The 24,411-nt window shown below is 67.7% G+C and carries 19 protein-coding genes; 11 read left to right on the top strand and 8 right to left on the bottom strand.

Features of this window, described 5'->3' with window-relative positions; translation table 11 throughout:
• The first annotated feature begins 46 nt into the window (after positions 1 to 46).
• Together HRV97_RS12905 and HRV97_RS12900 are read left to right on the top strand one after the other, a co-directional pair.
• Complete coding sequence (locus tag HRV97_RS12905; RefSeq protein WP_174194672.1) at positions 47 to 853, top strand: ATP-binding cassette domain-containing protein; 807 nt, start codon at positions 47 to 49, stop codon at positions 851 to 853.
• A 53-nt stretch (positions 854 to 906) separates the two neighbouring features.
• Positions 907 to 2,376 carry an ABC transporter permease/substrate-binding protein gene (locus HRV97_RS12900; protein WP_223176844.1) on the top strand — a complete coding sequence of 490 codons (1,470 nt, stop codon included), beginning with the start codon at positions 907 to 909 and terminating at the stop codon, positions 2,374 to 2,376.
• Here HRV97_RS12900 and HRV97_RS12895 read toward each other — a convergent pair.
• From HRV97_RS12895 to fdhD, 3 genes are all read right to left on the bottom strand, one after another.
• The gene (locus HRV97_RS12895; protein WP_174194670.1) at positions 2,373 to 5,213 is read right to left on the bottom strand and encodes a Plug domain-containing protein; all 2,841 of its coding nucleotides are present in this window, start codon (positions 5,211 to 5,213) and stop codon (positions 2,373 to 2,375) included. The genes HRV97_RS12900 and HRV97_RS12895 overlap by 4 nt on opposite strands.
• Before the next feature lie 308 nt (positions 5,214 to 5,521).
• Positions 5,522 to 7,783, bottom strand: a complete 2,262-nt coding sequence (locus HRV97_RS12890) for an FdhF/YdeP family oxidoreductase (protein ID WP_174194669.1) — start codon at positions 7,781 to 7,783, stop codon at positions 5,522 to 5,524.
• Positions 7,784 to 7,795: 12 nt separating this feature from the next.
• Positions 7,796 to 8,593: a formate dehydrogenase accessory sulfurtransferase FdhD gene (gene fdhD, locus HRV97_RS12885; protein WP_174194668.1), complete on the bottom strand. Its 798-nt coding sequence runs from the start codon at positions 8,591 to 8,593 to the stop codon at positions 7,796 to 7,798.
• A gap of 173 nt (positions 8,594 to 8,766) precedes the next feature.
• Between fdhD and HRV97_RS12880 the strand changes: the two genes are divergently transcribed.
• Positions 8,767 to 8,946 carry a hypothetical protein gene (locus tag HRV97_RS12880; protein ID WP_174194667.1) on the top strand — a complete coding sequence of 60 codons (180 nt, stop codon included), beginning with the start codon at positions 8,767 to 8,769 and terminating at the stop codon, positions 8,944 to 8,946.
• On the opposite strand, the gene HRV97_RS12875 is transcribed toward HRV97_RS12880, so the two are convergent.
• Both HRV97_RS12875 and gntA read right to left on the bottom strand, forming a co-directional pair.
• Positions 8,918 to 9,508 (bottom strand): DUF1989 domain-containing protein, encoded by a 591-nt coding sequence (locus HRV97_RS12875; RefSeq protein WP_174194666.1) that lies wholly within the window; start codon positions 9,506 to 9,508, stop codon positions 8,918 to 8,920. The two genes, HRV97_RS12880 and HRV97_RS12875, sit on opposite strands and share 29 nt — an antisense overlap.
• Positions 9,505 to 10,215 carry a guanitoxin biosynthesis heme-dependent pre-guanitoxin N-hydroxylase GntA gene (gene gntA, locus HRV97_RS12870; protein ID WP_174194665.1) on the bottom strand — a complete coding sequence of 237 codons (711 nt, stop codon included), beginning with the start codon at positions 10,213 to 10,215 and terminating at the stop codon, positions 9,505 to 9,507. The genes HRV97_RS12875 and gntA overlap by 4 nt, the downstream gene beginning before the upstream one ends.
• A 183-nt stretch (positions 10,216 to 10,398) precedes the next feature.
• On the opposite strand from gntA, the gene lptB reads away from it, so the two are divergent.
• Both lptB and rpoN read left to right on the top strand, forming a co-directional pair.
• Positions 10,399 to 11,181 (top strand): LPS export ABC transporter ATP-binding protein, encoded by a 783-nt coding sequence (gene lptB / locus HRV97_RS12865; protein WP_174194664.1) that lies wholly within the window; start codon positions 10,399 to 10,401, stop codon positions 11,179 to 11,181.
• Positions 11,182 to 11,221: 40 nt separating this feature from the next.
• Positions 11,222 to 12,694 (top strand): RNA polymerase factor sigma-54, encoded by a 1,473-nt coding sequence (gene rpoN / locus HRV97_RS12860; protein WP_174194663.1) that lies wholly within the window; start codon positions 11,222 to 11,224, stop codon positions 12,692 to 12,694.
• A 207-nt stretch (positions 12,695 to 12,901) separates the two neighbouring features.
• Here the strand turns inward: rpoN and HRV97_RS12855 are convergent, their stop codons facing one another.
• A complete protein-coding gene (locus HRV97_RS12855) occupies positions 12,902 to 14,728 on the bottom strand; it encodes a DUF885 domain-containing protein (RefSeq protein ID WP_174194662.1) in 1,827 nt (608 codons plus the stop codon).
• A 23-nt stretch (positions 14,729 to 14,751) separates the two neighbouring features.
• On the bottom strand, positions 14,752 to 16,413 hold the full coding sequence (locus HRV97_RS12850) for a S10 family peptidase (protein WP_246248710.1): 1,662 nt from the start codon (positions 16,411 to 16,413) through the stop codon (positions 14,752 to 14,754).
• Between the two features lie 155 nt (positions 16,414 to 16,568).
• Here HRV97_RS12850 and HRV97_RS12845 point away from each other — a divergent pair, with 155 nt between their 5' ends.
• The 3 genes from HRV97_RS12845 to HRV97_RS12835 all read left to right on the top strand — a co-directional run bounded on the left by HRV97_RS12845 (position 16,569) and on the right by HRV97_RS12835 (position 19,058).
• Entirely contained in the window at positions 16,569 to 17,849 is a 1,281-nt protein-coding gene (locus HRV97_RS12845) for a Xaa-Pro dipeptidase (RefSeq protein WP_174194661.1), read from the top strand.
• 320 nt (positions 17,850 to 18,169) lie between these two features.
• Positions 18,170 to 18,634 carry a DUF983 domain-containing protein gene (locus HRV97_RS12840; RefSeq protein WP_174194793.1) on the top strand — a complete coding sequence of 155 codons (465 nt, stop codon included), beginning with the start codon at positions 18,170 to 18,172 and terminating at the stop codon, positions 18,632 to 18,634.
• On the top strand, positions 18,609 to 19,058 hold the full coding sequence (locus tag HRV97_RS12835) for a c-type cytochrome (RefSeq protein ID WP_174194660.1): 450 nt from the start codon (positions 18,609 to 18,611) through the stop codon (positions 19,056 to 19,058). The genes HRV97_RS12840 and HRV97_RS12835 overlap by 26 nt, the downstream gene beginning before the upstream one ends.
• Positions 19,059 to 19,098: 40 nt before the next feature.
• On the opposite strand, the gene HRV97_RS12830 is transcribed toward HRV97_RS12835, so the two are convergent.
• Positions 19,099 to 20,109 (bottom strand): ligase-associated DNA damage response exonuclease, encoded by a 1,011-nt coding sequence (locus HRV97_RS12830; protein ID WP_174194659.1) that lies wholly within the window; start codon positions 20,107 to 20,109, stop codon positions 19,099 to 19,101.
• Positions 20,110 to 20,215: 106 nt separating this feature from the next.
• On the opposite strand from HRV97_RS12830, the gene HRV97_RS12825 reads away from it, so the two are divergent.
• The 3 genes from HRV97_RS12825 (at position 20,216) to HRV97_RS12815 (ending at position 24,357) form a co-directional block, all read left to right on the top strand.
• Positions 20,216 to 20,395 carry an LPXTG cell wall anchor domain-containing protein gene (locus tag HRV97_RS12825; RefSeq protein WP_174194658.1) on the top strand — a complete coding sequence of 60 codons (180 nt, stop codon included), beginning with the start codon at positions 20,216 to 20,218 and terminating at the stop codon, positions 20,393 to 20,395.
• 41 nt (positions 20,396 to 20,436) lie between these two features.
• Positions 20,437 to 22,857: a ligase-associated DNA damage response DEXH box helicase gene (locus HRV97_RS12820; protein WP_174194657.1), complete on the top strand. Its 2,421-nt coding sequence runs from the start codon at positions 20,437 to 20,439 to the stop codon at positions 22,855 to 22,857.
• A gap of 99 nt (positions 22,858 to 22,956) precedes the next feature.
• Positions 22,957 to 24,357: a M20/M25/M40 family metallo-hydrolase gene (locus HRV97_RS12815; protein ID WP_174194656.1), complete on the top strand. Its 1,401-nt coding sequence runs from the start codon at positions 22,957 to 22,959 to the stop codon at positions 24,355 to 24,357.
• Positions 24,358 to 24,411 lie beyond the last annotated feature (54 nt).

Below are 24,411 nucleotides of genomic sequence, written 5' to 3'. Positions count from 1 at the left end.
CCTCTCCTCTTGTTCCGCGGGCATCCTTCCCGCATCGTCGTGCGCGATGCCAGAAAAATCCGGGCAACCACGAACCGGCCGATCGCCATCCGGGCCTGGGGTGACGTTCGAACGCGTGACCAAGCGCTACGCCGACGGCACGGTCGCGGTCGACGCGGTGTCGTGCGAGGTCACGGCGGGCAGTTTCGTCGCGCTGGTCGGCGCATCGGGATCGGGCAAGTCGACGCTGCTCAAGACGGTCAACCGACTGATCCCGCCGAGCGACGGCCGCGTGCTGATCGACGGCGTCGACGTGAGCGAGGGGCCGGCTTGGCAAGTCCGGCGACGGATCGGCTACGTGTTCCAGAACGTGGGATTGTTCCCGCATTTGTCGGTGGCGGAAAATATCGCGCTGCCGCTGAGATTCGAGCGTCGCAGCGACCCGGCACGCGTAGAGGCGCTGCTCGACACCGTTGAACTGCCGCGCGCACTCGGCGGCCGGATGCCCGCGGAACTGTCGGGCGGGCAGCGGCAGCGCGTCGGCGTCGCGCGCGCGCTGGCGACCGATCCGGGGCTCTTGCTGATGGACGAGCCGTTCGGCGCGCTCGATCCGGTCACGCGCGACACGCTGGGCCGGGCGATCGCGCGGTTGCAGCGCAAGCGCGGGCTGACCGTGCTGATGGTGACGCACGACATGGCCGAGGCGCTGCTCGACGCGGAGCGCGTGCTGGTGATGGAGGGTGGGCGGATCGCCGCCGACACCACGCCGGCGGCGCTGATGCGCGGTGAAGGCGGCGACACCGCGCAAGCGCTGGTCGCAGTGCCGCGCGCGCAGGCCGAGCGGATCGCGGCGCTCGGCCGAGGTGCCACGTGAGCGACGCCTTCGCCCGCGTCCCCGCGCTCGCCGCGCAGCATTTGCTGCTCGCGATGTGCGCGCTGGTGCTGGCGCTCGGCATCGCGCTGCCGCTCGGCTGGTGGTCGGCCAGGCGTCCGCGAGTCGCGCGCGTGACGCTGGGGTTCGCGAGCCTGGTGCAGACCGTGCCCAGCCTCGCGCTGCTGGCGCTGTTCTATCCCGTCTTGCTATCGGTGTCGGGCGTGGTCGGCGGCGGCGTGCCGGCGCTCGGCTTCCTGCCGGCACTCCTCGCGCTGACGCTCTACGCGCTGCTGCCGATCATCCGCAATCTGGTGACCGGGCTGACGGGCATCGATCCCGCTGTGCTGGAGGCGGCGGACGGGGTCGGGATGACGCCGACGCAGAAGCTTAGGCTGGTCGAGATACCACTCGTCCTGCCGGTCGCGATGGCGGGCATCCGTACGGCGGCCGTCTGGACAATCGGCGCGGCGACGCTGTCGACCACCGTCGGGCAACCGAGTCTGGGCGACCTGATCTTCGCAGGGCTGCAGACGCAGGCGTGGACGCTGGTAATCGCGGGGTGCGTGTCGGCGGCGGCGCTCGCGCTGGCGGTCGACGCGCTGCTGGGGCTGGCCGAGCATGGCGCGCGGACGCGGCGCGGCTGGCTGACCTGGGGTGCGGTGGCAGCGCTGGCGGTGGCGACGGTGGCGGCGAGCGCGCCGCTGTGGGCACGCGGCGGCGACCGGGTGGTGGTGATCGGCGCCAAGAATTTTTCCGAGCAGTACATCCTCGCGCGACTGATCGGCGATCGGCTCAGCAAAGCGGGCTACACCGTCCAATACCGCGACGGGCTCGGCTCCGCGGTGGCGTTCGGTGCGGTGGCAAGTGGCGAAATCGACGCCTACGTCGATTACGCCGGGACGATCTGGGCGGGCGAGATGAAGCGCACCGACGTGCCGCCGCGGGCCGAGCAGGTGCGCGCGATCGCCGACTGGGCCGGCCGTACACGCGGAGTCGGGCTCGTCGGTGCACTCGGGTTCGAGAATGCCTACGCCTTCGCGATGCGCGGTGACGACGCCCGGAAACGCGGGATCGCCTCGCTCGCCGATCTCGCCGCCGCCTCCCCGCAGTTGAAGCTGGGCGCCGACCTGGAATTCCTCGATCGCGCCGAGTGGGCGGCGATCCGCCGCGCCTATCCGATGCGGTTCGCCGCTGCCACGCCGTACAGCCCGACCTTTATGTACCGCGCGTTGGAGAGCGGGCGCGCCGACGTAATCAGCGCCTTCTCCTCCGATGGACGGATCGCGGCCGACCGGCTGGTGACACTCACCGACCCGAAGCGCGCGATCCCGGGCTATGACGCGATCCTGCTCGTCGCGCCCACGCGCCGGCAGGACGCGCGTTTCCTCGCCGCATTACGCCCGCTGGTCGGCGCGATCCCGGTCGCAGCGATGCGCGAGGCGAACTACATGGTTGACCGCGACCGCGACAAGGCAACGCCCGAGGCCGCCGCACGCTGGCTGGCGAGCAGGATCGGGCGTTAGAAGAACAGCTTCCTGACCGACACCCGGATCGTACGGCCGAGCGGGTCGAGATAGCCCGGCTGAAAGCCGATCGGCACCGTGCCGGTGCCGTCGGTCACGCGCTGACGCTGGTTGAACGCATTGTCGAGCGACAGCGTGACACGCGTGCCGCGCAGCCACGGATGCGCGCGCACCCAGTCGACCCGCTGCCCCATGTCGGCGAACAAGCGCAGGTTGAGCCTCGTCAGGCTGCCGAAATTGAGCGTCTGCGGGCTGGTCGGCGTGCCACCATTGACCCGCGTCGCGCTCTGGAAGTTGAGCGACGCGCGCGCGCCCAGGCCGTTGTTGGAGTAACCCGCCTGACCCTCGATCTCGTGGCGGGACTGCCCGCCCGATCCGCCGACCGCGTCGCCGTTCAGCAGGTCGAGCACCGGGCCGCCATCGGCGATCGTCATGCGGTTGGTGAAGTTCCAGGTATGGTAAAGCGCAAACTGCACGCGCCCGCCGCCCGCGCCACCGCCGAAGCGTCCTCCGCCGCGACCACCGCCGCGACCACCACCGAAGCGCCGCCCGCCCGGTGCGTCGCCCGCGGGCGCAGCAGCCGGCTGCTCGCCACCGTTCGCGGCCGCGCGCGCGCCGCTGCCGTCCGGTTGCGCGTCGCCATCGCGGCGGCGCCCACCTGGCGGGCGCAGGCCGGCGAACGGGTTGGGTCCGATGCCGGCGCGGAATGCTTCCAGCTCTTTCTGAATCTTTGACTTGAGCTTGAACGAGACGTTGAAGCCGTAGCGCAGCTCTGATCGCTCGCGCCGCGCGAAGTTGATCGGGCGGGTATCGAGCCGGACAAGATCGCCGTTCACGCGCGTGAAGCGATCCGGGAACGCCGACTCGATTGCGGCGCTGGCGGCGGGGAAGCTCGCGATCGGATCGTCGACGCGCTCGGTGACGTAATTGGCGATCAGGTTAATGTCGCGCTCCGACCACGGCTGTAGCGTCGCGCCCAGCTTGGTCACGTGGCGCGTGTCGGCGCGCAGCGCGAGGTTGCCGCCGGTCACCGTGGTGACGGTCGCGGTGGTGCCGCGGACGTAGTCGAACACGCGAACCCCCGCGGTCGGCACCTGCGGGTTGCCGAGCTGCTGCGCGCTGGGTGCCTCGTCCTCCTCGGTCACCGAGTAGATCAGCCGCAGCCCGCGCAGCGGCGACCAGTTCGCGCCGTAGCCGAGCGTCCACAAGGTGCCAAAATCCGACAGGTGATCCGCCGCAACGTTCGCGTTGAGCGAGAAGTCGCCGATGGCGCTCAGCACCCCGCGCGAGCGGCTGGCGATCGGCAGGTCGAGGTTCACCTGCGCGTTGCCGATGTCGCGCGAAATGTCGGGCTGCTGCACCACGCCCGCACGCGTCGAACGGCTGGAGAAATCTGCGCTCGACGCGCCGACACGGATGCTGGTGTTGGCGTCGCCCGCGGGTAGCGAGAACAATGGCCCGGTCGCCAGCGTATCGAGCGACAGGTTGGTCGAGCGCGAGCGGCCGAGATTGTCGGGCGTCCGCACGAGGTCGAACGTGCCGAACGGATTGGCGATCGCATTGCCCGCGTCGAGCAGCGCCTGGAACGCGGTCGTGTCCAGCCCGGTCTGCGTGCGCGTGTTGCTGGCGGCGTAATCGGCATTGGCGTTGACCGTCCAGCGCCAGCGCCCCTGGTCGCCGTTGGCGCTTGCACCCAGATGCGCGTCGGTGCTCTCGACATGCTGGCCGAGCGCGCCGAGTTCGGGAAAGGCGCGGGTCACGCGCGCGTCCTCGGCGAAAGGCGAGAAGGGCGTGCCCGTGGGCAGGGTGAACGCGCCCGCAACGAGCCCGCGGTCGGCGTCGCTCACATTATGTTCGACGCGCGCGTTGAACGTCGCGCCGATGCGGTCAGTCAGGCTGGTGGCGTAGACGCCGTTTGCCTGAAAGCTCTTGGTTTCGGGCAGCAGCGTACGGAACCGCGCCTGATCGCTCGGGTTGGCGGTGGCGAGGAAGTCGCCCGCCGCGAGCGCGCCGTTCGCCGCCGCCGCGGGCACCCCCAGAATGGTGCCATCGGCGAGCGTCACATTGCCCGCGCTCGCCGCACCGCCGGGCGCCTGGATGATGCCGCGCTCCGCCTCGCTCAGCGCACTCGCTTGATTGTATTCGAGGTGGATGCTGGTGCGCCCGGTACGGTTGACGCGCAACCAGTCGCCCTCGACCTCGGGCTGGTTGCGCCCGCCATCGGTGGCGATGCGGTCGTCGAGCTCGAGCGTGTAGGCGCGGAAACGCGGGCGCAGCACGAAGTTCACCACGCGCTGGTCGGCGCGATAGCCATATTTGAGCGCGACCTCCTCGGGCAGGATCTCAACGCGCAGGATCGCCTCGGTCGGCAGGTCGCGAATTTCGGAGAAGCCGCCGATCCGCCGCCCGTTGAGCAGCACGACGGGCGCGCCGCCTGATCCTCGACCCGAGCGCGTCTGCGGGCTGAGTTCGGTCAGCAGGTCGGCGACCGAGCTGACGCCATAGCTGCGGATGTCGGCGGGAGACAAGGTCTGCTCGGGCGGGATGTCGCCCACCACGCTGCCGACCGGCTTGCGGCCCGTGACGACGATCTCCTCACCCTCGCCCGCCTCTCCCTGCGCCTCGGCTGTGGCGGCGGCGGCGTCGCTCGGCGATCCGGCGGGCGGCAGCGCGGGCGGCGTCTGCGCGGCTGCGGGATCGACGAGCGATGTGCCCTGCGCTGCCGGCGCAGCGGTGACGGAGGTGGTAACGTTCGCGGGGTCGGACGACGGCGTGGGCGTGGTTTGCGCCCAGGCCGGCACCGCGGCGGTGGTCGCCAGCAACAGGAACAAACGCACGTCACTCTCCCGCGCCCGATCATGGGCCACGCCGCGCTAAACGCCGTTTGTCGCGGAATTATGCCCGGTTGAGGTTTGCACGGCAGATGACGGTTGGAGCGGAACGTCTCCCGCCATCTGCATCAGGCTGATTGCTCACAAGCACCGTTTATCTGCCTGACACGCACCTGGCTCGTGGTCGGATCATTTCCCCAGCACGGATAAGAAACGGCATCCCGGAACGACGGTGAAAGGAACAGTCGACCGTTCAGCGAAGAACTTCATCGATCGGTAAGCCGGCTCGGACACCAGCCCGAGCCGGCCCGTGCTCAGACCTCGATCCGCACCGGCACCGACTTGGCGGCGGGGACGTGGCTCTCCTCAGCGTGGTGCTCCAGCGCGATCAGCGGGTTGCACTCGGGATAATAGGTCGCGACGCAGCCCTTGGGCACGTCGCGCGCGACCACCATCAGGCCTTCGACGCGGCGCGAGACGTTGTCTTCCGCGTCGCCTACCAGCGTCACCTTCTGTCCCTCCGACAGGCCACGTTCGGCGATATCGGCGGGGCTCATCATCACCACCTGCCGGGTGCCGTTGATGCCGCGGAAACGGTCGGAATAGCCGTAGATCGTGGTGTTGAACTGGTCGTTCGACCGCACCGTCAGCATGCGATAACGGCCGTCGGCGTCGGTGAAGCCGGTGGCGTTGAGCACGTCGGGCACGATGAACTCGGCCTTCTTGGTCGGCGTGTCCCACTCGCGCCCGGCGGCCTTGTTGCCCTTCCAGAACCCGCCCGGCTCCTTCAACCGCTCGTTGAAGCGCTCGAAGAAGTTCGGGTAGATTGCCGCGATCTCGTCGCGCACCAGCGCGTAGTCGCCGACCCAGACATCCCACGGCGCGCGCGGATTGGGGTCGAGCGTTTCCTTGGCAATCCCCGCGACGATCGCGGGTTCGGACAGCAGGTGCGGGCTGGCGGGGTCGACCTTGCCGAACGACGGGTGGATGACGCTGGTCGAATCCTCCATCGTCACGTGCTGCGCGCCGGTCGCCTGCAGGTCGCGCTCGATCCGGCCCAGGCACGGCAGCAGCCAGGTATCGCCGGCAGCGGGGATCAGGTGGCTGCGGTTGAGCTTGGTCGCGATCTGCACCGACAGGTCGAGCTGACGCCAGCCTTCCTCCATCAACCGCGTCTCGGGCGTGGCGCGGACGAAATTGCCGCCGAGCGACACGAAGCCGCGCACGCTGCCGTCGATGATGCCGCGACACGCCTCGACCGTGTCGGTACCCTTCTCGCGCGGCGGCTCGAAGCCGTAGCGTTCGGCCAGCGCGTCGAGCGGGGCGAGCTCGGGCTTCTCGGTGATGCCAACGGTGCGTTGCCCCTGCACATTGGAATGGCCACGCACCGGCGTCGGACCCGCGCCGGGCTTGCCGATATTGCCGCGCAGCAGCAGCAGGTTGACGAGCATCCGTACATTGTCGACGCCCTTGACGTGCTGCGTCAGCCCCATGCCGTAGATTGCGATCGTCGCGTTCGCTCGGCCGTACACCTCCGCCGCCATCGACAAGGCGTCGCGCGTCAGCCCGGACTCGCGCTCGATCTCGTCCCAGGTCGTCGCGCGCGCTTTCGCGGCGAAGGCGTCGAAATCATGCGTGTTCGCCGCGATGAACTCGTGATCGAGCCGGTCGTGCTCGATCAGCCACTTCGCCATCCCCATCATCGCTGCGAGATCGCCGCCCGCGCGCACCTGATGATATTGCGTCGCGATCCGCGTCTCGCCGCCCGTCGCCATCTCGATCGGGTTCTGCGGATCGGTGAAGCGCTCGAGTCCGCGCTCGCGCAAGGGATTGAACACGATGATCGGCACGCCGCGCTTCCGCGCCGAGCGGAGCTGGTGGAGCATCCGCGGGCTGTTGGTCGCGACATTCTGCCCGAAGTGCAGGATGCAGTCGGTGGTGTCGAAATCCTCCAGTCGGGTCGTGCCGACCGGAACGCCGATCGCCGCCTTCAATCCGACCGAGGTCGACTCGTGGCACATGTTCGACGAATCGGGTAGGTTCTGATTGCCGTACATGCGCGCGAGCAGCTGGTACATGTACGAAGTTTCGAGGCTGGCGCGGCCCGAGGCGTAGAAGACCACTGACTTCGGCGCGAGACTCTTCAGTTTGGCGCCGATCTCCTTGAACGCCATCTCCCACGGCACGACGATATATTTGTCGCTCGCCGCGTCATATTTCATCGGATGGGTCAGCCGCCCGGCTTCCTCCAGCCGGTAGTCGCTCCACTCACGTAGCGCCGTCAGCGTGTTGGCGCGGAAGAAGTCGGGCGTGACACGCTGGCTGGTGATCTCCCACGCGGTCGCCTTGGCGCCGTTCTCGCAGAATTCGGCCGGGTTGGGCGGGTATGGCTTCGACCAGGCGCAACTGACGCACATGAACCCGTCGTGCTTGTTCTGCCGCAGCAGCTCGGCCGAGGTCTCGACCGGGTTCTTCTCACGTGGGACGATGTCGGCGAGCGAGCGCATCGACCCCCAGCCGCCGGACGGACCGGTGTAGGGCGTGAAATCGGGGCGATCGTCGTGTTGCTTGGCCATGGGCCATCCAACTCACGAGGCGGCGAAAAGTACCGTGTCGATTGATGGCGGGAACAAAACCGCGTCCGATCGCGCGAGGCTGACGAGCGTCAGGCCAGCCTGCGCCGCACGCGCGAGCGCAAAGTCGGTCGCGGCTGAGATCGTCACCAGCATCGGACACGCGGCCAGCGCCGCCTTCTCGACCAGCTCGTACGAGCAACGCGACGACAGCAACGCGAAGCCACCGTCCCATGCCAGCCCCTGCACTGCCATTGCGCCGATCAGCTTGTCGAACGCATTGTGCCGCCCGACATCCTCACGTGCCAGCCGGATCGTGCCGTCGGCGGCGCACAGCATCGCCGCGTGCGCGGCACCGGTCGCGGCATTGAGCGGCTGATGCGCGCGCATCGCGCCGAGCGCGGCGAAGATCGCAGGCGCGGCAACGTTGCTCATCGGCACCTGCGGCAAGGCGCGGTGGACCGACTCGAGATTGTCCATCCCGCACAACCCGCACGAACTGTCACTGGCACGCTGCCGCACGCGCGCGGCAACGGCAGCGGCCCGCTCCGGCGGCACGCTCAACCGCGCGACCCAGCCGAGCGGCGCGTCGAACAGGTCGAGGTCGGCGATCTCATCGGCCGCGGCGACGATCCGCTCCGATAGTGCGAAGCCGGTGACGAAGTCGGCGAGGTCGGCGGGGGTCGCCATCATCACCGCATAGCCGAAGCCGTTGACCTCGATCGCGACCGGACATTCGGGGATCGTGGCGCGCGTGATCGCCTGGCGCGTGTCGTCCGCCGCGACTCGCGTGAAGGCATGCACCTCGCTCATTGGGGTTCTTGCCGCGATCGGGGCGACGACGAGACGCCGGAACGCACAAGCTGCGGAACGATGGTCAGAAAATTTGCGCTCTTCTGATACATGTCAATGCGGACCCAAATCACGACGTGCACAATATTCCTCAGTCGCCGCGTGACCAGGCGCTCTCACGAAGGAGCTGGAACATGGGTAGCAGAGACGACATCGACTTCTGGCGCAATCGTGCCGAGCAAGCGCGCGCGATGGCCGATCGCGCGATCACTCCGGCGATCCGCCAGATTCATCTCACCCGCGCCGACCTCTACGCCTCGCACGTGCGCGACAGCGAGCAGTTGATCAATCGACCCTATATTCGATCGGTTTGAAGCTGCCGCCGTTGGACGCGCCGGCCGAACAGGCGGTGAGCCCGATGACGAGGTCCATCGCCGCGCGGAACACGATGCGGTCGCCGGCCTTGCTGACCGGCGGCAGCACCTGCAACTTGCCCGTGATGCCGTCGATCGGCACGTTCATGAAGCAGTTGAACGCGATCGGAATCATGTCCTCCGTTACGCCGTAAGGGGCGAGCGCGGCGGCGAGGTTGCCGAAACACCCGCGGTGCGGCGGCTCGTCGGGGTAGAAATGGTGAAACGTGTCGTACGAGCACGGCGTCAGTAGGAAGTCGTGCACCCCGACGTCGTCGGCGACGATCTCCAGCATCGGACGCGAGCGGTTGGAGCATAACACGTGCCCGGTCGTCAGCCGGATCGTCTCGGCATAATCGAGCGTGCGGCCCGACGAGATCACCTCACGCAGGTCATCGCGATTATACGCCAGTAGATCGGCCACCTGCACCCCGCGCGGGTCGATCACGGTCAGCGTCTGCCCGGCGTCGAGCATGAATGCGGTGCCGGAGCGCGGCGGTATCTCGGTCGTGGCGTCGCTCACTGCTCGGCATCGCCCGAGTAATGGAACGGGCAGCGCCACTCGGCATCGACCACGCGCCCGCTATACTGACGCGCCTCGCTCGATGCGCCGTGGCGCGCGAGCATTGGGTTGCGCGATCCGGCGATCGCCTCGTCACGCACCATGATCTTCTCGCGCATCGTCTCGTAACGGCCCTGCGCGCGCAAGGTCTCGAATTGGTCGTGCAGGTTGAACACCATCGTCGGGCGTCCGAAGCGTCGCGCGGGGCGTGACGCCTGTGGGTGGAGCCCGACGACAAAGAACGCCTCTCCGCCGAAACTCAGCGAGAAATGCGGGTCTTCGGGATCGGCGCTAACCCGCGCGTCATAATCCTGTCCGCGCCACACGTCCTTGTCGGACAGCGACTGAATGCGCTTCCACAAGGCGCGCTCGAACGTCGGCTCGGTCAGGTCATCCGGACCTTCGAACACCACCGCGAAGCTGCGGAACAGGCCAGGCTCCTCGCGATAGGCCTGGGCGAAGCGCATCAGCCCGTCGTGGATGCGCAGATCGTCCCACGAACTATCGATGCGGTTGCACGCCAGCACCTGCAACGTGCCCTTGGCGAGCGCCGCCTTCGCGCCGACACAAGGGAAAGCACGATCGTCGACGTGCGCGTGCATCATGGCTTCGAGTTCTGCCTGCGCCGAGTGGCGCCACGGGAACATCGGTGTCTCAGGCATAGGCATGGATGGGCCATACGGGCGACTCGCGCGCGTGGTTCCGGCAGAACGTCCTAACACCGATCAACATAGGAGGTTGTGCAAACAGGAAATTCGTTGCGGCACCAGCTGCGTCATGCAGGTTTCCTGCCAAGCGGCTTTGGCGTAGAGCAGCGGGCGTACCACCCGTTCCGGAAAGTGCCCGCGCGCATGGCAACCACTGCCGACCCCACGCTCGATCAGGTCGAGGCGATCCACGAGGCTCCCGTCAGCCACGGGTTGCAGGTCGTCTCGATCGCCAAATCATACGACAAGCGCACCGTGCTGACCGACGTGTCGGTGTCGGTCGGGCGCGGCGAGGTGATCGGGTTGCTAGGCCCGAACGGCGCGGGCAAGACGACGTGCTTCTACTCGGTGATGGGTCTGGTGAAGCCCGATGCCGGGCGCATCATGCTCGACGGCGACGACATTACCGGGCTGCCGATGTACCGCCGCGCTATCCTGGGTCTGGGCTATCTGCCGCAGGAAACCTCGATCTTCCGCGGGCTGTCGGTCGAGAAAAACATCATGACCGTGCTCGAACTGTCCGAAGCCGACGCGTCGGCGCGCGGCGCGAAGCTGGAAAAGCTGCTCGACGAGTTTGGACTTACCCGCTTGCGGGACGCGCCCGCGATGGCCTTGTCTGGTGGCGAGCGCCGCCGCGCGGAGATCGCGCGCGCGCTGGCGGCCGATCCGTCGATCATGCTGCTCGACGAACCATTCGCGGGCATCGACCCGATCTCGATCGCCGACATCCGCGACCTGGTGAAGGACCTGAAGCGCCGCGACATCGGCGTGCTGATCACCGACCACAATGTGCGCGAGACGCTCGACATCGTCGACCGCGCCTACATCATCTACGACGGGCGCGTGCTGTTCACCGGCTCGCCGGAGGAACTGGTCGCCGACGCCAACGTCCGGCGGCTCTACCTCGGCGAAGGCTTCACGCTGTAGTCATGGGCGACGCTCGCCAACGTTCTGACGGCGATCCCAGATGAGCCTCGCGCCGCGGCTCGACCTGCGCCAGTCGCAATCGCTGGTGATGACGCCGCAATTGCAGCAGGCGATCAAGCTGCTGGCGCTGTCGAACCTAGAGATCGAGGGCGTGATCGCGGAGGAGGTCGAGAAGAACCCCCTGCTCGAAACCGCGCCGGCCGCCGACGATGCGCCGGTGGTCGCGCCGGAAGCGCCCTCCGCGACGCGTGAGGAGCCCGCGGGTGCCGACGAACTGGTGATGGCGGGCGAGGCCGCGGGCGAGGCGCTCGACGTCGATATCGCGGCGGAGCGGTTCGACGATGGACCGTCGGACGGCGGCGCATCGCTGGGGCCGGCCGGCGGCAGTGTGTCGAGCGGCGAGATGCCCGACCTCGATGCGTTCGCCGATACGCGCGCGGAGAGCCTGGCCGACCATCTGCTCGCCCAGGCGGGCACCGCATTCGCTGCCAACGACCTGTTCATCGCGCAGCATTTGATCGATCACATCGACGAGGCGGGTTACCTCCAAGTCCGCCCGCTCGAGGTTGCGCAGCGGCTGGGCGTGCCGCTTGCACAAGTCGAGGCGGTGCTTTCCACGATCCAGACGTTCGATCCCACCGGCGTCGGCGCGCGCGATCTCGCCGAATGTCTCGCGCTGCAAGCGAAGGAGGTCGACCGCTACGATCCGTGCATGGCGCGGTTGATCGACAACCTCGACCTGCTCGCGCGCGGCGAGCTGTCGCGCCTCAAACGCCTGTGCCACGTCGACGACGAGGACATGGCGGACATGATCCGCGAACTGCGCGGCTATGATCCCAAGCCCGGCTGCCGCTTCGGTGGCGAGGTCGCGCCCGCGGTTGTCCCCGACGTCTACGTGACGCGCGGGGCCAAGGGCTGGAACGTCGAGATCAACGGCGCGACGCTGCCGCGCGTGCTGATCAACCGGCGCTATCATGCCGAGCTTGCCGCGGGCGCACAGGACAAGGCGTCCAAGGCGTGGCTCGGCGATCAGCTCGCCAGCGCCAACTGGCTGGTCAAGGCGCTCGACCAGCGGCAGCGCACGATCATCCGCGTCGCGACCGAGCTGGTGCGTCAGCAGGAGGCGTTTTTCCTGCACGGCGTGTCGCACCTGCGCCCGCTCACCCTGTCGCGCATCGCCGAGGCGATCGACATGCACGAATCGACCGTCAGCCGCGTGACCTCGAACAAATATCTGTCGTGCGCGCGCGGGCTGTTCGAGCTAAAATACTTCTTCACCTCCGCGATCCAGTCGGCCGACGGCGGCGACGCGGTGTCGGCGGAGGCGGTGAAAAGCGCGATCCGCGCGCTGATCGCGAACGAAGGTGCCAAGATCCTGTCGGACGACACGTTGGTCGAATTGCTCAATGCCAAGGGCTTCGACATCGCGCGGCGGACGGTCGCGAAATACCGCGAGGCGATGGGGATCGGCAGCTCGGTCCAGCGCCGCCGCGCCCGCGCGCTGGCGGGTTAAGCCACCTACGTCACCCCGGATTTGATCCGGGGTCCCGCTTGTACGCGACGAAGGCAGCGGGATCCCGGGTCGAGCCTGGGACGACGAGCTCTGGATGATCTAGGTACTCGCTGCTCGTCGGTAGCTCATGACCTCGCGACAGCTACCAACATCTTATCCACAGCTTATGAACAGCCGACCGACACGCCGCGATCGGCGGTCACACCCTCACCCCTTCTTCGTCGCGATGTAGCGGTCGACCTGCTCCTCCAGCACGTCGAGCGGCAGCGCGCCCTGCGCCAGCACCGCCTCGTGGAAGTCGCGGATGTCGAACTTCGGCCCCAGCGCACGCTCCGCCTTGGCGCGCAGCTCGGTGATCCTGAGCTGGCCGATCTTGTACGCGGTCGCCTGCCCCGGCCAGTTGATGTAGCGATCGACCTCGCGCGCGATGTCGGTGTCGCTGACCGAGCTGTTGGCCTTGAAATACGCGATCGCCTGCGCGCGGGTCCAGCGCTTGGAATGGATGCCGGTGTCGAGCACCAGCCGGATCGCACGCCACATCTGGAGCGAGAGCATCCCGAACTCCGAATACGGGTCCTTGTACGCCCCCATCTCCTTCGCCAGCCGCTCGGTGTAGAGCCCCCACCCTTCCGCATAGGCGCCGTAGCCGCCGAAGCGGCGGAACTTGGGCAATCCCTCCAGCTCCATCGCGCGCGCGATCTGGAAGTGGTGGCCGGGCGCGCCCTCGTGGACAGAGATGCCCGCCATCTGCACCTTCTGCGTCTGGTTCATGTCGACCAGATTGACGTAATAGATGCCGGGGCGCGAACCATCCGGCGCAGGCTGGTTGTAGAAGGCGGTCGGCGCGGTCGCCTCGCGCCATTTCTCGACCGCGCGCACCTCCAGCTTGGCCTTGGGCAAATGGCTGAACCAGCGCGGCGCCTTTGCCATCATGTCCGCGATCACCGCGCGCGCGTCAGACAGATACTGTTCGCGGCCCGCCTCGGTGTTGGGATATTTGAACTTCGGATCGGTGCGGATGTAGTTGAAGAACTCGGGCAACGTGCCGGTGAAGCCGACCTGTTGCTTGATCGCATCCATCTCGCGCCCGATCGAGGCGACTTGGTCGAGCCCGATCTGATGGATCTGGTCGGCGGTCAGGTCGGTCGTCGTCGTCGCGCGCAGCCGCTGCTGATAATAAGCCGCGCCGTCGGGCAGGCTCCACGCGCCATTGTCGCCCTTCGCCATCGGCTCCACCGCGTCGAGCGCGGCGAACATCACGTCGTAGCCGCGCTTGAACGGACCCGTCATCGCCGCCACCGCGTCGGCAACGAGCTTGTCCTTCTCGCCCTGCGGAATGGTGAGCGCGGCGACCTTCTTCTTGAAGTCGGCGAGAACGGCGGTGTCGGCGCCGGGGGTGAACGGTGCGCCCGTCACGACCTTGCGCGCGTCGGCGCGGACGGGGGCGAAGTTGAGCTTCGGCGGGACGATCCCCTTGGCCGCGCGCGCGCGCAGCTCGGCCGCGCTCTCGCGCATCACGCGCTCGGTGTCGCGCAGTCGTGCGATGTACGCGCGCGCGTCGTCGGCCGAGTCGATGCGGTGGTTGTTGATCAGGAACACCGGCACCTCGCCCATCGGGCTGCCGTTGGTCGAGATGATGTAGCCGTGGTCGCGGAAGCGGTACGCCTCGCGCGCCTGCTCGGCCTGTTGCTCAAACAGGCGATAGCTGAGCCGCGCGCTTGTCCCCAGCCGCGTGGGGCTGAACTGCGGGCGCATCTGCTTGAGCTGGCGCTCGCCCAGCTCGCGACTCTTGACCGCCGCGGCATCGGTGTAATCGTCGAGGCGGTCGTAGTTCGTCTTCAACCCCAGGCTGGTCTGCGCCTCCGGGCTGAGCGCGACCTGCTCGTCGAAGGCGCGGTCGAGGAACGCGACCAGGCGCGCGTCCTCCGCGACGGTGCTGCTGGCGGCGACCGGTGCTGCGGCGGGACGGGTTTGCGCGGAGGTGGACGCCGCAGCGCTGGCGAGCAGCAGCAGCGTCAGGTGACGGATCGACATATCTTCTCCCCTTTGTCTCGTTATCAGTTCGGCGGCGTGGCCTGCGCGGCCGACAGGCTGGCGGGCTGCGCGGGCGTGCCGTTCCGCGCGTCGCTCACCGCCTCGTCGTACCATGCCGACAGGTCACGCTTCATCGCGTGCAGCGCCTCGGGGTTGAGATACGTCATGTGCCCGGCCGGGTAGTAAGTGAACTTGAGGTTCTGCTGCTGCGCGGGTTCGAGCATCATGTGGCCGAGGTCGTTCTCGGTCCCGAAGAACGGCGTCGCCATGTCGTACCAGCCGTTCATCGACAGGACGTGGAGATACGGATTGGCGCGCATCGCCGCCGCCAGATCGATCGCGGTGTTGGGGTTGTTCTGCATCGCGCCGTATCCGCCGCCCGGCGCGCGGTGCTTCCAGTTCCAGTCCCACCCGGCCGCGTCGCGCGCCGACAGGCGGTACGGCATGTCGGTCTTGTAGCCTAAGGTGTGCGTCGCATAATCGTTGAACGTCGCGATGAACGCGCCCGAGATCGCGTCGGACGAGGCGTCAGTCTCCGCCCGCTCGCCCGCCGCATCCGCGTCGAGCCCGGTATAGCGCGAGTCGAACCGCCCGATCGTCTGGCGGGTGCCGCGCAGCAGCTCCTTCTGGAACCGCGGCAGATCGACGCGCAGGTTGGATCGGATGATGAACTCTGGGCTGAGCCCGGTCAGCTCGCTCATCCGCCGCGCGACCGCGTCGCGTTCCTGCACCGAGACGTTCTGCCCCTTGGCAAGCGCGGACATATAGGGACCGGTCGCGAAGTCGCGCGCCTGCTGCACGATCGTCGCGACGTCGGCCGGGCGGTTGGGCACGCGATTGTGGTACCACGCCGTCGCGGCGTAGCTCGGCAGGTAGTTCAGATACACCTGATCGAGCCCGGGCTGGCGATAGCCGTAGTTCATGATTGATGACAGCAGCACGACGCCGTTCAGCGCCATGCCGCGGTCCTGCAGCTGGTAGGCCAGCGCCCCCGACCGCAGCGTGCCGTAACTTTCACCAAAGATGAACTTCGGTGAATTCCAGCGGCCGTACTTGGTCGAGTAGCGGATGATCGCCTTGGCAAAGGCGTCGGCATCCTCGTCGGTGCCGTAGAAGGCGCTGGGCTTCATGTCGCCGAGCGGCCGCGAATAACCCGCGCCGATCGCGTCGAGGAACACCATGTCGGTCTTGTCGAGCAACGTGTCGGGATTGGGGCCGAAATCGTACGGCGCGGGGCGGATCGACTCGGGGTTGCCGGTCCGCAACCGCACCGGCGCGAACGATCCCATGTGGAGCCAGAAGGTCGGGCTGCCCGGTCCGCCGTTGTAGAAATAGGTGATCGGCCGCTTCGTGCCCGGCTTCGTCCCGTCGAGCGTGTAGGCGGTGTAGAACATCGACGCGGTCGGTTTGCCTTCCGTGTCGCGCAGCGTCAGCGTGCCCGCGGTCGCGGTATAGCCCAGCCGCCTGCCCGCGACCGTCACGTTGCCGCGCGACACCTCGGCGCGCTCGGCGACGGGGGCGCTGGCGTAATCGGCCTCGACCGCGTCGCGCTGTACCTCGGCGTTGGTGCGGCCGGGCTTCTCCTTCGCCGGCGTCTTGTCGGCGGCCGCGCGGTCTTGCGCCATCCCGGCAGAGCTGACCGTCAACCCCGCGCTCAACAGCAACAGCGACGCCAATCGGAACATGCGCGAACCCCCTTCGATCATCTTGTTTGCACGCAGCCTAGGCCAGCATCCTTCACCCATTCAAGCGAAAGCACCCGTATGCCGCAGCGTGACGAAAGCACTTGTCCTTCGCCGCGCGCGCGGCAAGGCTGCGCGCAACAGGGGAAGGGTTTCACATGCATCGTCTGTCCGCGCTTCTCGGCGCCACCATGCTCGCGCTCGCGCCGCTCGCCGCGGAGGCGCGCACCGTTGTCGTCACCGCCGCGCACATGATCGACGTGCTGTCGGGCCGCCGCGTCGACGATGCGCAGGTGGTGGTGACCGACGGCCGCATCACCGCGGTCGGCCGCCGCGGTGACACCGTTCCCACCGGCGCGGAGCGGATCGACCTGGGTGCACGCACGCTGCTGCCCGGGCTGATCGACATGCACGTTCACCTTACCAGCGACCCACGGCTGTCGGGATACCGCGGGCTCGAGTTCACCGACAATTTCGCCACCGTGGTCGGCGTCGCCAATGCGAAGAAGACGCTCGACGCCGGCTTCACCACCGTGCGCAACGTCGGGTCGGGCAATTACGACGACGTGGCGCTGAAACAGGGGATCGAGGGCGGCTACGTGCCCGGCCCGCGCATCGTCCCCGCAGGGTACGCGCTGGGCGCGACCGGCGGCCACTGCGACGCGACCGAGGCGCTGCCGCCGTCGTTCGCCGCCGTGCCCAACCCCAGCGTCGCCGACACGCCCGACGGTTATCGCAAGCTGGTGCGCACGATGCGCAAATACGGCGCCGAGGTGATCAAGATTTGCGCCACCGGCGGCGTGCTGTCCAAGCGCGATTCACCCGGCGCGCAGCAGATGAGTTTGCCCGAGATGAAGGCGGTGACCGACGAGGCGCACATGCTCGGCATGCGCGTCGCCGCGCACGCGCACGGCACCGCGGGCATCAACGACGCGCTTCGCGCCGGCGTCGACACGATTGAGCACGCCAGCCTCGCCGACCCCGAATCGTTCAAGCTCGCGCGCGAGCACGGCGCGTGGTTCAGCATGGACATCTACAACGACGACTACATCCTGGCCGAGGGCGCGAAGAACGGTGCCTTCCCCGAGAGCCTGGAAAAGGAAAAGGTGATCGGCCGCAAGCAGCGCGAGACCTTCCGCGCCGCGCACGCCGCCGGCGTGAAGATGGTGTTCGGCACCGACGGCGGCGTCTACCCCAACGGCGACAATGCCAGGCAGTTCGCCAAAATGGTCGAATGGGGCATGACGCCGATGGAGGCAATCCAGGCGGCGACGAAGAACGCGGCCGAGTCGCTCAATCGCAGCGACGTCGGCGCGATCGCGTCGGGGCGCTACGGCGACCTGATCGCGGTCGACGGCGATCCGCTGTCCGATGTGCGCGCGCTCGAACGCGTCAGCTTCGTGATGAAGGGCGGCGAGGTCGAGCGCAGCCCGCGCTGACTGCTAGGTGTCCGTGTGGCGGACGGGCTGGAGGCGAATTTACGGAATTCTATGGGCTCCACTTCAGCAATAGCTCAGCAAGAAGAAGCGGAATTCCGGATCAAGTTCGGGATGACGGCGGTGAGTCGGTCGCGAAATAGTTGAAGGCGGCGTGCGGCGACGCGCACCTGCCCGGGGGCAAGCGGTTGGCCGCGCAGGTGGACGGCAGCGTGCGGATCCACTTCGTGCTGCCGGTGACGGTAACGTGGATCAGCTATTCGCCCTCGTCCGACGCTCGCTCCACCCTCGCCTTCGCACGCCCGAACGCCCATGTTGCATGCATGGACGATCCAACACCCGAGCCCGCCGACACGCCCGCCGCTGAGCGCCGGTCGCCGCTCAAGTGGATCCTGCACTGCGGATTGAAGGGGCTGTGCCCGCGCTGCGGCGAGGGGAAGATGTTCTCGTCGTGGCTCAAAATCGCACCCAAGTGCGACCATTGCGGGCTCGATTACCGTTTCGCCGCGGCCGACGATGGGCCTGCGTTCTTCTCGCTGTGCATCATCGCGCTGCCGCTGACCTTTATCGTGGTGTGGATACAGGTCGCGTATGATCCGCCGGCCTGGGTGCATCTTGTCACCTCGGTGCCGATCATGGTGCTCGGCTGCCTGTTGCCGCTACGGCCGATCAAGGGCTGCCTGGTCGCGTCGCAATACGTTAATCGCGCACAGGAAGCGGGCACCGGCGGCCTGTGGGCGAAACTGGAAGGGCGTGACACGGATGCGGGCGGCAGTTCGTTCGACTAGCCTCGCGCTCGCGGCATCGCTCGCCGCCTGCGCGCCCGCCGCGCGCGACCGCGGCGTCTCACCCGATGCGCCGCTCGCCGCACGCATGAAGGTCGCCGACGCCGGCGCCGGACGCGCGGTGTTCCGCCAATGCGCCGCCTGCCATACGATCAACGAAGGTACGGGCGACCGCGACGGCCCCAATCTGTACGGCGTCACGCGTGCGCAGGTCGGGCACAACAGCCAGCGCTTCGGCTATACCGCCGCGCTGCAATCGGTCGGGGGCGCGTGGAGCTGTGAACGGCTCGATCGCTGGCTGACCAACCCGGCAGCGTTCGCGCCGGGCACGTCGATGCACTTTCCGGGCCTACGCGACGGGCTGACTCGCGCCGACGTCATCGCCTACCTTTACGCGAACGGCGGCGGCAAACTCGACTGTTCCTAGCTGCCGTCATCCCGGATCAAGTCCGGGGTGACGTGAACACTCAATCGTCCTCGTCCTCGAACCCGGCGAGTGCCAGCGCGCGCGCGCGGATCTGGCGCGTCATGCACCAATGGACCAGCGCGTCCTCCCGCCCGTGCGTCACCCACACCTCCTTGGGGCTGATCTCGAGCAATGTCGTCGTCAGCTCGTCCCAGTCGGCGTGGTCGGACAGGATCAGCGGCAGCTCGACGTTCTTCTGCCGCGCGCGTTGCCGCACGCGCATCCACCCGCTCGCCATCGCGGTGATCGGGTCCGGCAGCCGCCTGGACCAACGGTCGTTGAGCGCGCCCGGCGGACACATCACGACATGCCCCGCCATCTCCGCCTTGCTCGCGTCGGCCACCGTGCGCAGCTCGCCCAGCCGCACGCCCTGCTCGACATAAAGGTCGCACAAGCGCTGCAAGGCACCATGGAGGTAGATCGGCGCCTCGTGCCCGCGCTCGCGCAATTCCGCGATCACGCGCTGCGCCTTGCCGAGCGCGTAGGCGCCGACCAGCACACAGCGCGTCGGATTGGCGTGCAGCGCGGCGATCAGCTTGTCGATCTCGTCGCCCGTATCGGGGTGGCGAAACACGGGGAGCCCGAACGTCGCCTCGGTCACGAACACGTCGCATTTGACCGGCTCGAACGGCGTGCAGGTCGGATCGCTGCGTCGCTTGTAGTCGCCCGACACCACGACGCGCTCGCCGCGGTAATCTAGTACGATCTGTGCCGAGCCGAGCACGTGGCCGGCGGGAACGTAGCCGACCTCGACGTCGCCCATGCGGATCGTCTCGCCGTACTGCACCGGATTGGCCGATTGCTGGCCGTAGCGCACGTCCATGATCGCCAGCGTTTCGGGCGTCGCCCATACCGCGCCGTGCCCACCGCGCGCGTGATCGGCGTGGCCGTGCGTCACCAACGCGCGCGGCTGCGCCGTCGACGGGTCGATCCACGCGTCGGCCGGGCGCACGTAGATGCCGTGCGGATGCGGTTCGATCCAGTCGCCTAACGTCGGTGCGCGTGTCGCCATCCGCGATCAACCGGCCAGCGGCGTCGTGCGTTCCGGGTCAGGCATGTTCCGGGATCGAATGAACCGTCGTGCTCGTTAGCGTGGGGAATAGTGATGGGAGCAGGCGATGTTCGGCGACAATCTTCAGGCAATTCTCGTCATCCTCGGTTTCGTGGTGCTCGGCGGCGCGATCCTGTTTGCCAAGCTGCGCAACAAGCAGACGCCGGCCGAATTCCGCCAAACCGAAGAAGCGACCCGGCGGAACTATCACGAGCAATCGGCCGAGGACCGCGCGCGCACGCCGTGATCGCGCTTGCCTGACGTATCGAACCGCGGTCGAGTGACGTGGTGACCGCGCCCGACAACCAGGTTCCTGCGCCACTCGCGCGCTGGTTCGAGGGGCGCGGCTGGAAACCGCGTCGTCACCAGCTCGACATGCTGGCGGAGGCACGGCGCGGCCGGTCTGCACTGCTCGTCGCAACCACGGGCGCGGGCAAGACGCTCGCGGGGTTCCTGCCGACGCTCGCCGAACTGATCGAGCATCCAGTCGACGGGCTCCACACGCTCTACGTCTCGCCGTTGAAGGCGCTGGCGGTGGACATCCAGCGCAACCTCGTCACGCCAATCGACGAGATGGGCGTCGACATTCGCGTCGAGACGCGCACCGGCGATACGCCGTCCGATCGCAAGGCACGCCAGCGCGCGCGCCCGCCGCAGATCCTGCTGACCACACCCGAGTCGCTGTCTCTGCTGCTCAGCTACCCCGACAGTTTCACGATGTTCGCGCAGTTGCGCACGATCGTGGTCGACGAGGTTCACGCCTTCGCGACCGGCAAGCGCGGCGACCTGCTGTCGCTGTGCATGGCGCGGTTGCAGCGGATCGCGCCCGCGATGCGCCGCGTCGCGCTGTCCGCGACCGTCGCCGACCCTGACGGCTATCGCGCCTGGCTCGCCCCCGACGGCGACATCGACACGGTCAGCCTGGTGCAGGGCGAAGGCGGCGCCGACCCCAACATCGCGATCCTGCTGCCCGAGGATCGCGTACCCTGGGCGGGCCACTCGGGCCGTTACGCCGCGGCGCAGGTGATGGCGGAGATCGCGCATCATCGCACCAGCATCATCTTCTGCAACACCCGCGCGCTCGCCGAGCTGATCTTCCAGGATTTGTGGAAGTCGAACACCGACCAGCTACCGATCGGCATCCATCACGGCAGTCTGGAGAAAGAGGCACGCCGCAAGGTCGAGGCGGCTATGGCGTCGGGGCGGCTGCGCGCGCTCGTCGCGACCTCCAGCCTCGACCTCGGCGTCGACTGGGGCGACGTCGATTGCGTGATCCAAATGGGCGCGCCGAAGGGGTCGTCGCGCCTGCTTCAGCGGATCGGCCGATCGAACCACCGGCTCGACGAATCGTCGCAGGCGCTGGTCGTGCCCGGCAACCGCTTCGAATATCTCGAGGCACGCGCCGCATTGGACGCGGTTGAGGCGGGCGAGCTCGACCCCGACATCTTCCGCATGGGCACGCTCGACGTGCTCGCGCAGCATTTGATGGCGTGCGCCTGCGCGGCACCGTTCGACCAGGCCGCGATGCTGGGCGAAGTGCGCTCCGCCCTCCCCTATTCGGCACTGACCGACGAGCTGTTCGACCGCGTGCTCGGCTTCATCCGCGACGGCGGCTACAGCTTGCGCGCCTACGACCGTTTCAAGCGGCTGAGCCAGGATGCCGACGGACAATGGCGCGTCAGCCATCCGCGCTTCGTCGCGCAACACCGCCTCAACGCCGGTATCATCGTCGAGGCGACGATGCTCAAGGTTCGCTTCGGCAACGGTCGCGCGCTCGGCAAGGTCGAGGAAGGCTTCGCCTCCACCCTCTCCCACGGCGACACCTTCTTCTTCGCCGGATTGAGCCTCGAGGTCGAGAAGATCGACACCGAGGATTTGATCGTCCGCGCGACCAGCCGTCCCGCGCGCATTCCAACCTATGGCGGCAGCCGGATGCCGCTGTCGACCAGCCTCGCCGACCGTGTCCGCGGCTTTCTCGCATCCTCGTCCGAGTGGCACCGTTTTCCGCCCGACGTGCGCGAATGGCTCGAGATACAGGACCGCCGCTCGGTGTTGCCGCGCCCCGATCAGTTGCTGGTGGAAACGTTCGTGCGCGAGGGCCGCCATTACATGGTCGCCTATTCGTTCGAGGGGTGGAACGCGCACCAGTCGCTCGGCATGCTCGTCACCAAACGCATGGAGACGATGGGGCTGAAACCCCTCGGCTTCGTTGCCAACGACTACGCGCTGGCCTGTTTCGGGCTGGAGAAGATCACCGACCCCGCCGCCTTGTTCTCCGCCGACATATTGGAGGACGAGTTCGTCGACTGGGTCGAACGTTCACACCTGCTCAAGCGCGCCTTCCGCGAGGTCGCGGTGATCGGAGGCCTCGTCGAACGCCAACATCCCGGCAAGCGCAAGACCGGCAAGCAGGTTACCTTCTCCACCGACCTGATCTACGACGTGCTGCGGCAGTATGAACCGAGCCATGTATTGCTCCAGGCCGCGTGGGACGATGCACGCGCGCGGATGACCGATGTCGGGCGGCTCGCCAGCCTGCTCGAGCGCGCCGCCGACACGATGGTCCACGTCGACCTGCCGCGCGTCTCCCCGCTGGCCGTCCCGGTGCTGGTGCTGATCGGGCGCGAGCGTATCTCCACCAACAGCGCCGACGACGCGCTGCTGATCGAGGCCGAGGCATTGGCGCACGAGGCTATGGCGATCGACTGAGCCGCCGGGCATCCCTGATCGCGCAATCGCCCAATAGCGTTGCGCAATCGCGCATTCGCTGCGACCCTGTACGGCGTAACGGTTGCGAGGGGATGCAGGATGCGCGGAGTGTTGGTCAAGCTGCTGGCAGGAGCGGCAATGATGGCGACCATGCCGGCCGCTGCGCAAACTCGCGCCGACCAGAAGCCGTTCTTCGATCTCTACAAGGAGCTGGTCGAGACCAACACCGTCGTCGGCGTCGGCAGCTGCACCAAGGCATCGGCGCAGCTCGCCCAGCGGTTGAAGGCAGCCGGATACGCCGACAGCGACATCACGTTGTTCTCCACCCCCGATCACCCCAATGACGGCGGGCTGGTCGCGGTCCTCAAGGGCAGTGAAGCGCGCGACAAGCCGATGCTGCTGATGGGCCACCTCGACGTCGTCGAGGCGAAGCGCGCCGATTGGCAGCGCGATCCGTTCACGCTTGTCGAGGAGAACGGCTTCTACTACGGTCGCGGCACCGTCGACGATAAGGCACAGGCGGCGATCTGGGCCGACGCGATGATCCGTTTTCGCCAGCAGGGGTACAAACCGAAACGCACGATCAAGCTCGCGCTGACCTGCGGCGAGGAAACCACCTACGCCTTCAACGGCGCGCAATGGCTGGCGCAGAACAAGCCCGAGCTGATCGCGGCGGAGTTTGCCTTGAACGAGGGCGGCGGCGGGCGGCTCGACGCGCAGGGCAAGCGGCAGGTGCTGGCGGTGCAGGTCGGCGAGAAGGCGGCGCAGAACTATACCATGCTCGCGACCAACCCCGGCGGGCACAGTTCGGCCCCGCCGCCGGAGAACGCGATCTACGACCTCGCGACCGCGTTGAAAGCGGTGCAGGGCCACGAGTTCCCGGTAAAGTTCACCGACACGACGCGCGCCTTCTTCGCCGCCACCGCCAAGAGCCTGGGTGGTGAAACCGGCACGGCGATCACGCGCCTGCTCGCGAACCCGAACGACACGGCCGCCGACACAATCGTCAGCCGCGACAAGACGCTCCACTCGACACTGCGCACCACCTGCGTCGCCACGCTGCTGAACGCCGGCCATGCCGAGAACGCGCTGCCGCAGCGCGCCACCGCCAACATCAACTGCCGCATCTTCCCCGGCGAGAGCGTCGACGGCACGCTCGCCACCCTGAAGCAGCTCGCCGGCTCCAAGGTGACCGTTACCGCCAACCAGCCGTTTCGCCCGACCGCGATCCCGCCGACGCTCGACCCCAAGATCATCGAGCCGATGCGCACGGTCGCGGCGAAGCATTTTCCCGGCGTGCCGCTGCTGCCGCTGATGTCGACCGGCGCGACCGACGGCGTGTTCCTGGAGGCGATCGGCATCCCGGTCTATGGCGCACCCGGTACTTTCCTCGAGCCCGATAACAACGGCACACATGGATTGAACGAGCGTATCCGCGTGTCCTCGCTCTACGCCTCGCGCGATTACCTGTTCGATCTGGTCAAGGCCTATGCCGGGTAGGGAGAACCGGCAGCTTTCGTCACCCGGATCAAGTCCGGGATGGCGGCGGCACTT

Source organism: Sphingomonas hominis (assembly GCF_013328205.1).
Lineage (GTDB): Bacteria > Pseudomonadota > Alphaproteobacteria > Sphingomonadales > Sphingomonadaceae > Sphingomonas > Sphingomonas hominis.
This window is presented reverse-complemented; position numbering and strand designations above follow the sequence as displayed.

Excerpts from the sequence above, each read along its gene's own strand:
- HRV97_RS12905 (WP_174194672.1), top strand. The coding sequence starts at position 47 with ATGCCAGAAAAATCCGGGCAACCACGAACCGGCCGATCGCCATCCGGG.
- HRV97_RS12900 (WP_223176844.1), top strand. The coding sequence starts at position 907 with ATGTGCGCGCTGGTGCTGGCGCTCGGCATCGCGCTGCCGCTCGGCTGG.
- HRV97_RS12890 (WP_174194669.1), bottom strand. The coding sequence starts at position 7,783 with ATGGCCAAGCAACACGACGATCGCCCCGATTTCACGCCCTACACCGGT.
- fdhD (WP_174194668.1), bottom strand. The coding sequence starts at position 8,593 with ATGAGCGAGGTGCATGCCTTCACGCGAGTCGCGGCGGACGACACGCGC.
- HRV97_RS12880 (WP_174194667.1), top strand. The coding sequence starts at position 8,767 with ATGGGTAGCAGAGACGACATCGACTTCTGGCGCAATCGTGCCGAGCAA.
- gntA (WP_174194665.1), bottom strand. The coding sequence starts at position 10,215 with ATGCCTATGCCTGAGACACCGATGTTCCCGTGGCGCCACTCGGCGCAG.
- lptB (WP_174194664.1), top strand. The coding sequence starts at position 10,399 with ATGGCAACCACTGCCGACCCCACGCTCGATCAGGTCGAGGCGATCCAC.
- rpoN (WP_174194663.1), top strand. The coding sequence starts at position 11,222 with ATGAGCCTCGCGCCGCGGCTCGACCTGCGCCAGTCGCAATCGCTGGTG.
- HRV97_RS12855 (WP_174194662.1), bottom strand. The coding sequence starts at position 14,728 with ATGTCGATCCGTCACCTGACGCTGCTGCTGCTCGCCAGCGCTGCGGCG.
- HRV97_RS12850 (WP_246248710.1), bottom strand. The coding sequence starts at position 16,413 with ATGTTCCGATTGGCGTCGCTGTTGCTGTTGAGCGCGGGGTTGACGGTC.
- HRV97_RS12845 (WP_174194661.1), top strand. The coding sequence starts at position 16,569 with ATGCATCGTCTGTCCGCGCTTCTCGGCGCCACCATGCTCGCGCTCGCG.
- HRV97_RS12840 (WP_174194793.1), top strand. The coding sequence starts at position 18,170 with ATGGACGATCCAACACCCGAGCCCGCCGACACGCCCGCCGCTGAGCGC.
- HRV97_RS12835 (WP_174194660.1), top strand. The coding sequence starts at position 18,609 with ATGCGGGCGGCAGTTCGTTCGACTAGCCTCGCGCTCGCGGCATCGCTC.
- HRV97_RS12830 (WP_174194659.1), bottom strand. The coding sequence starts at position 20,109 with ATGGCGACACGCGCACCGACGTTAGGCGACTGGATCGAACCGCATCCG.
- HRV97_RS12825 (WP_174194658.1), top strand. The coding sequence starts at position 20,216 with ATGTTCGGCGACAATCTTCAGGCAATTCTCGTCATCCTCGGTTTCGTG.
- HRV97_RS12815 (WP_174194656.1), top strand. The coding sequence starts at position 22,957 with ATGCGCGGAGTGTTGGTCAAGCTGCTGGCAGGAGCGGCAATGATGGCG.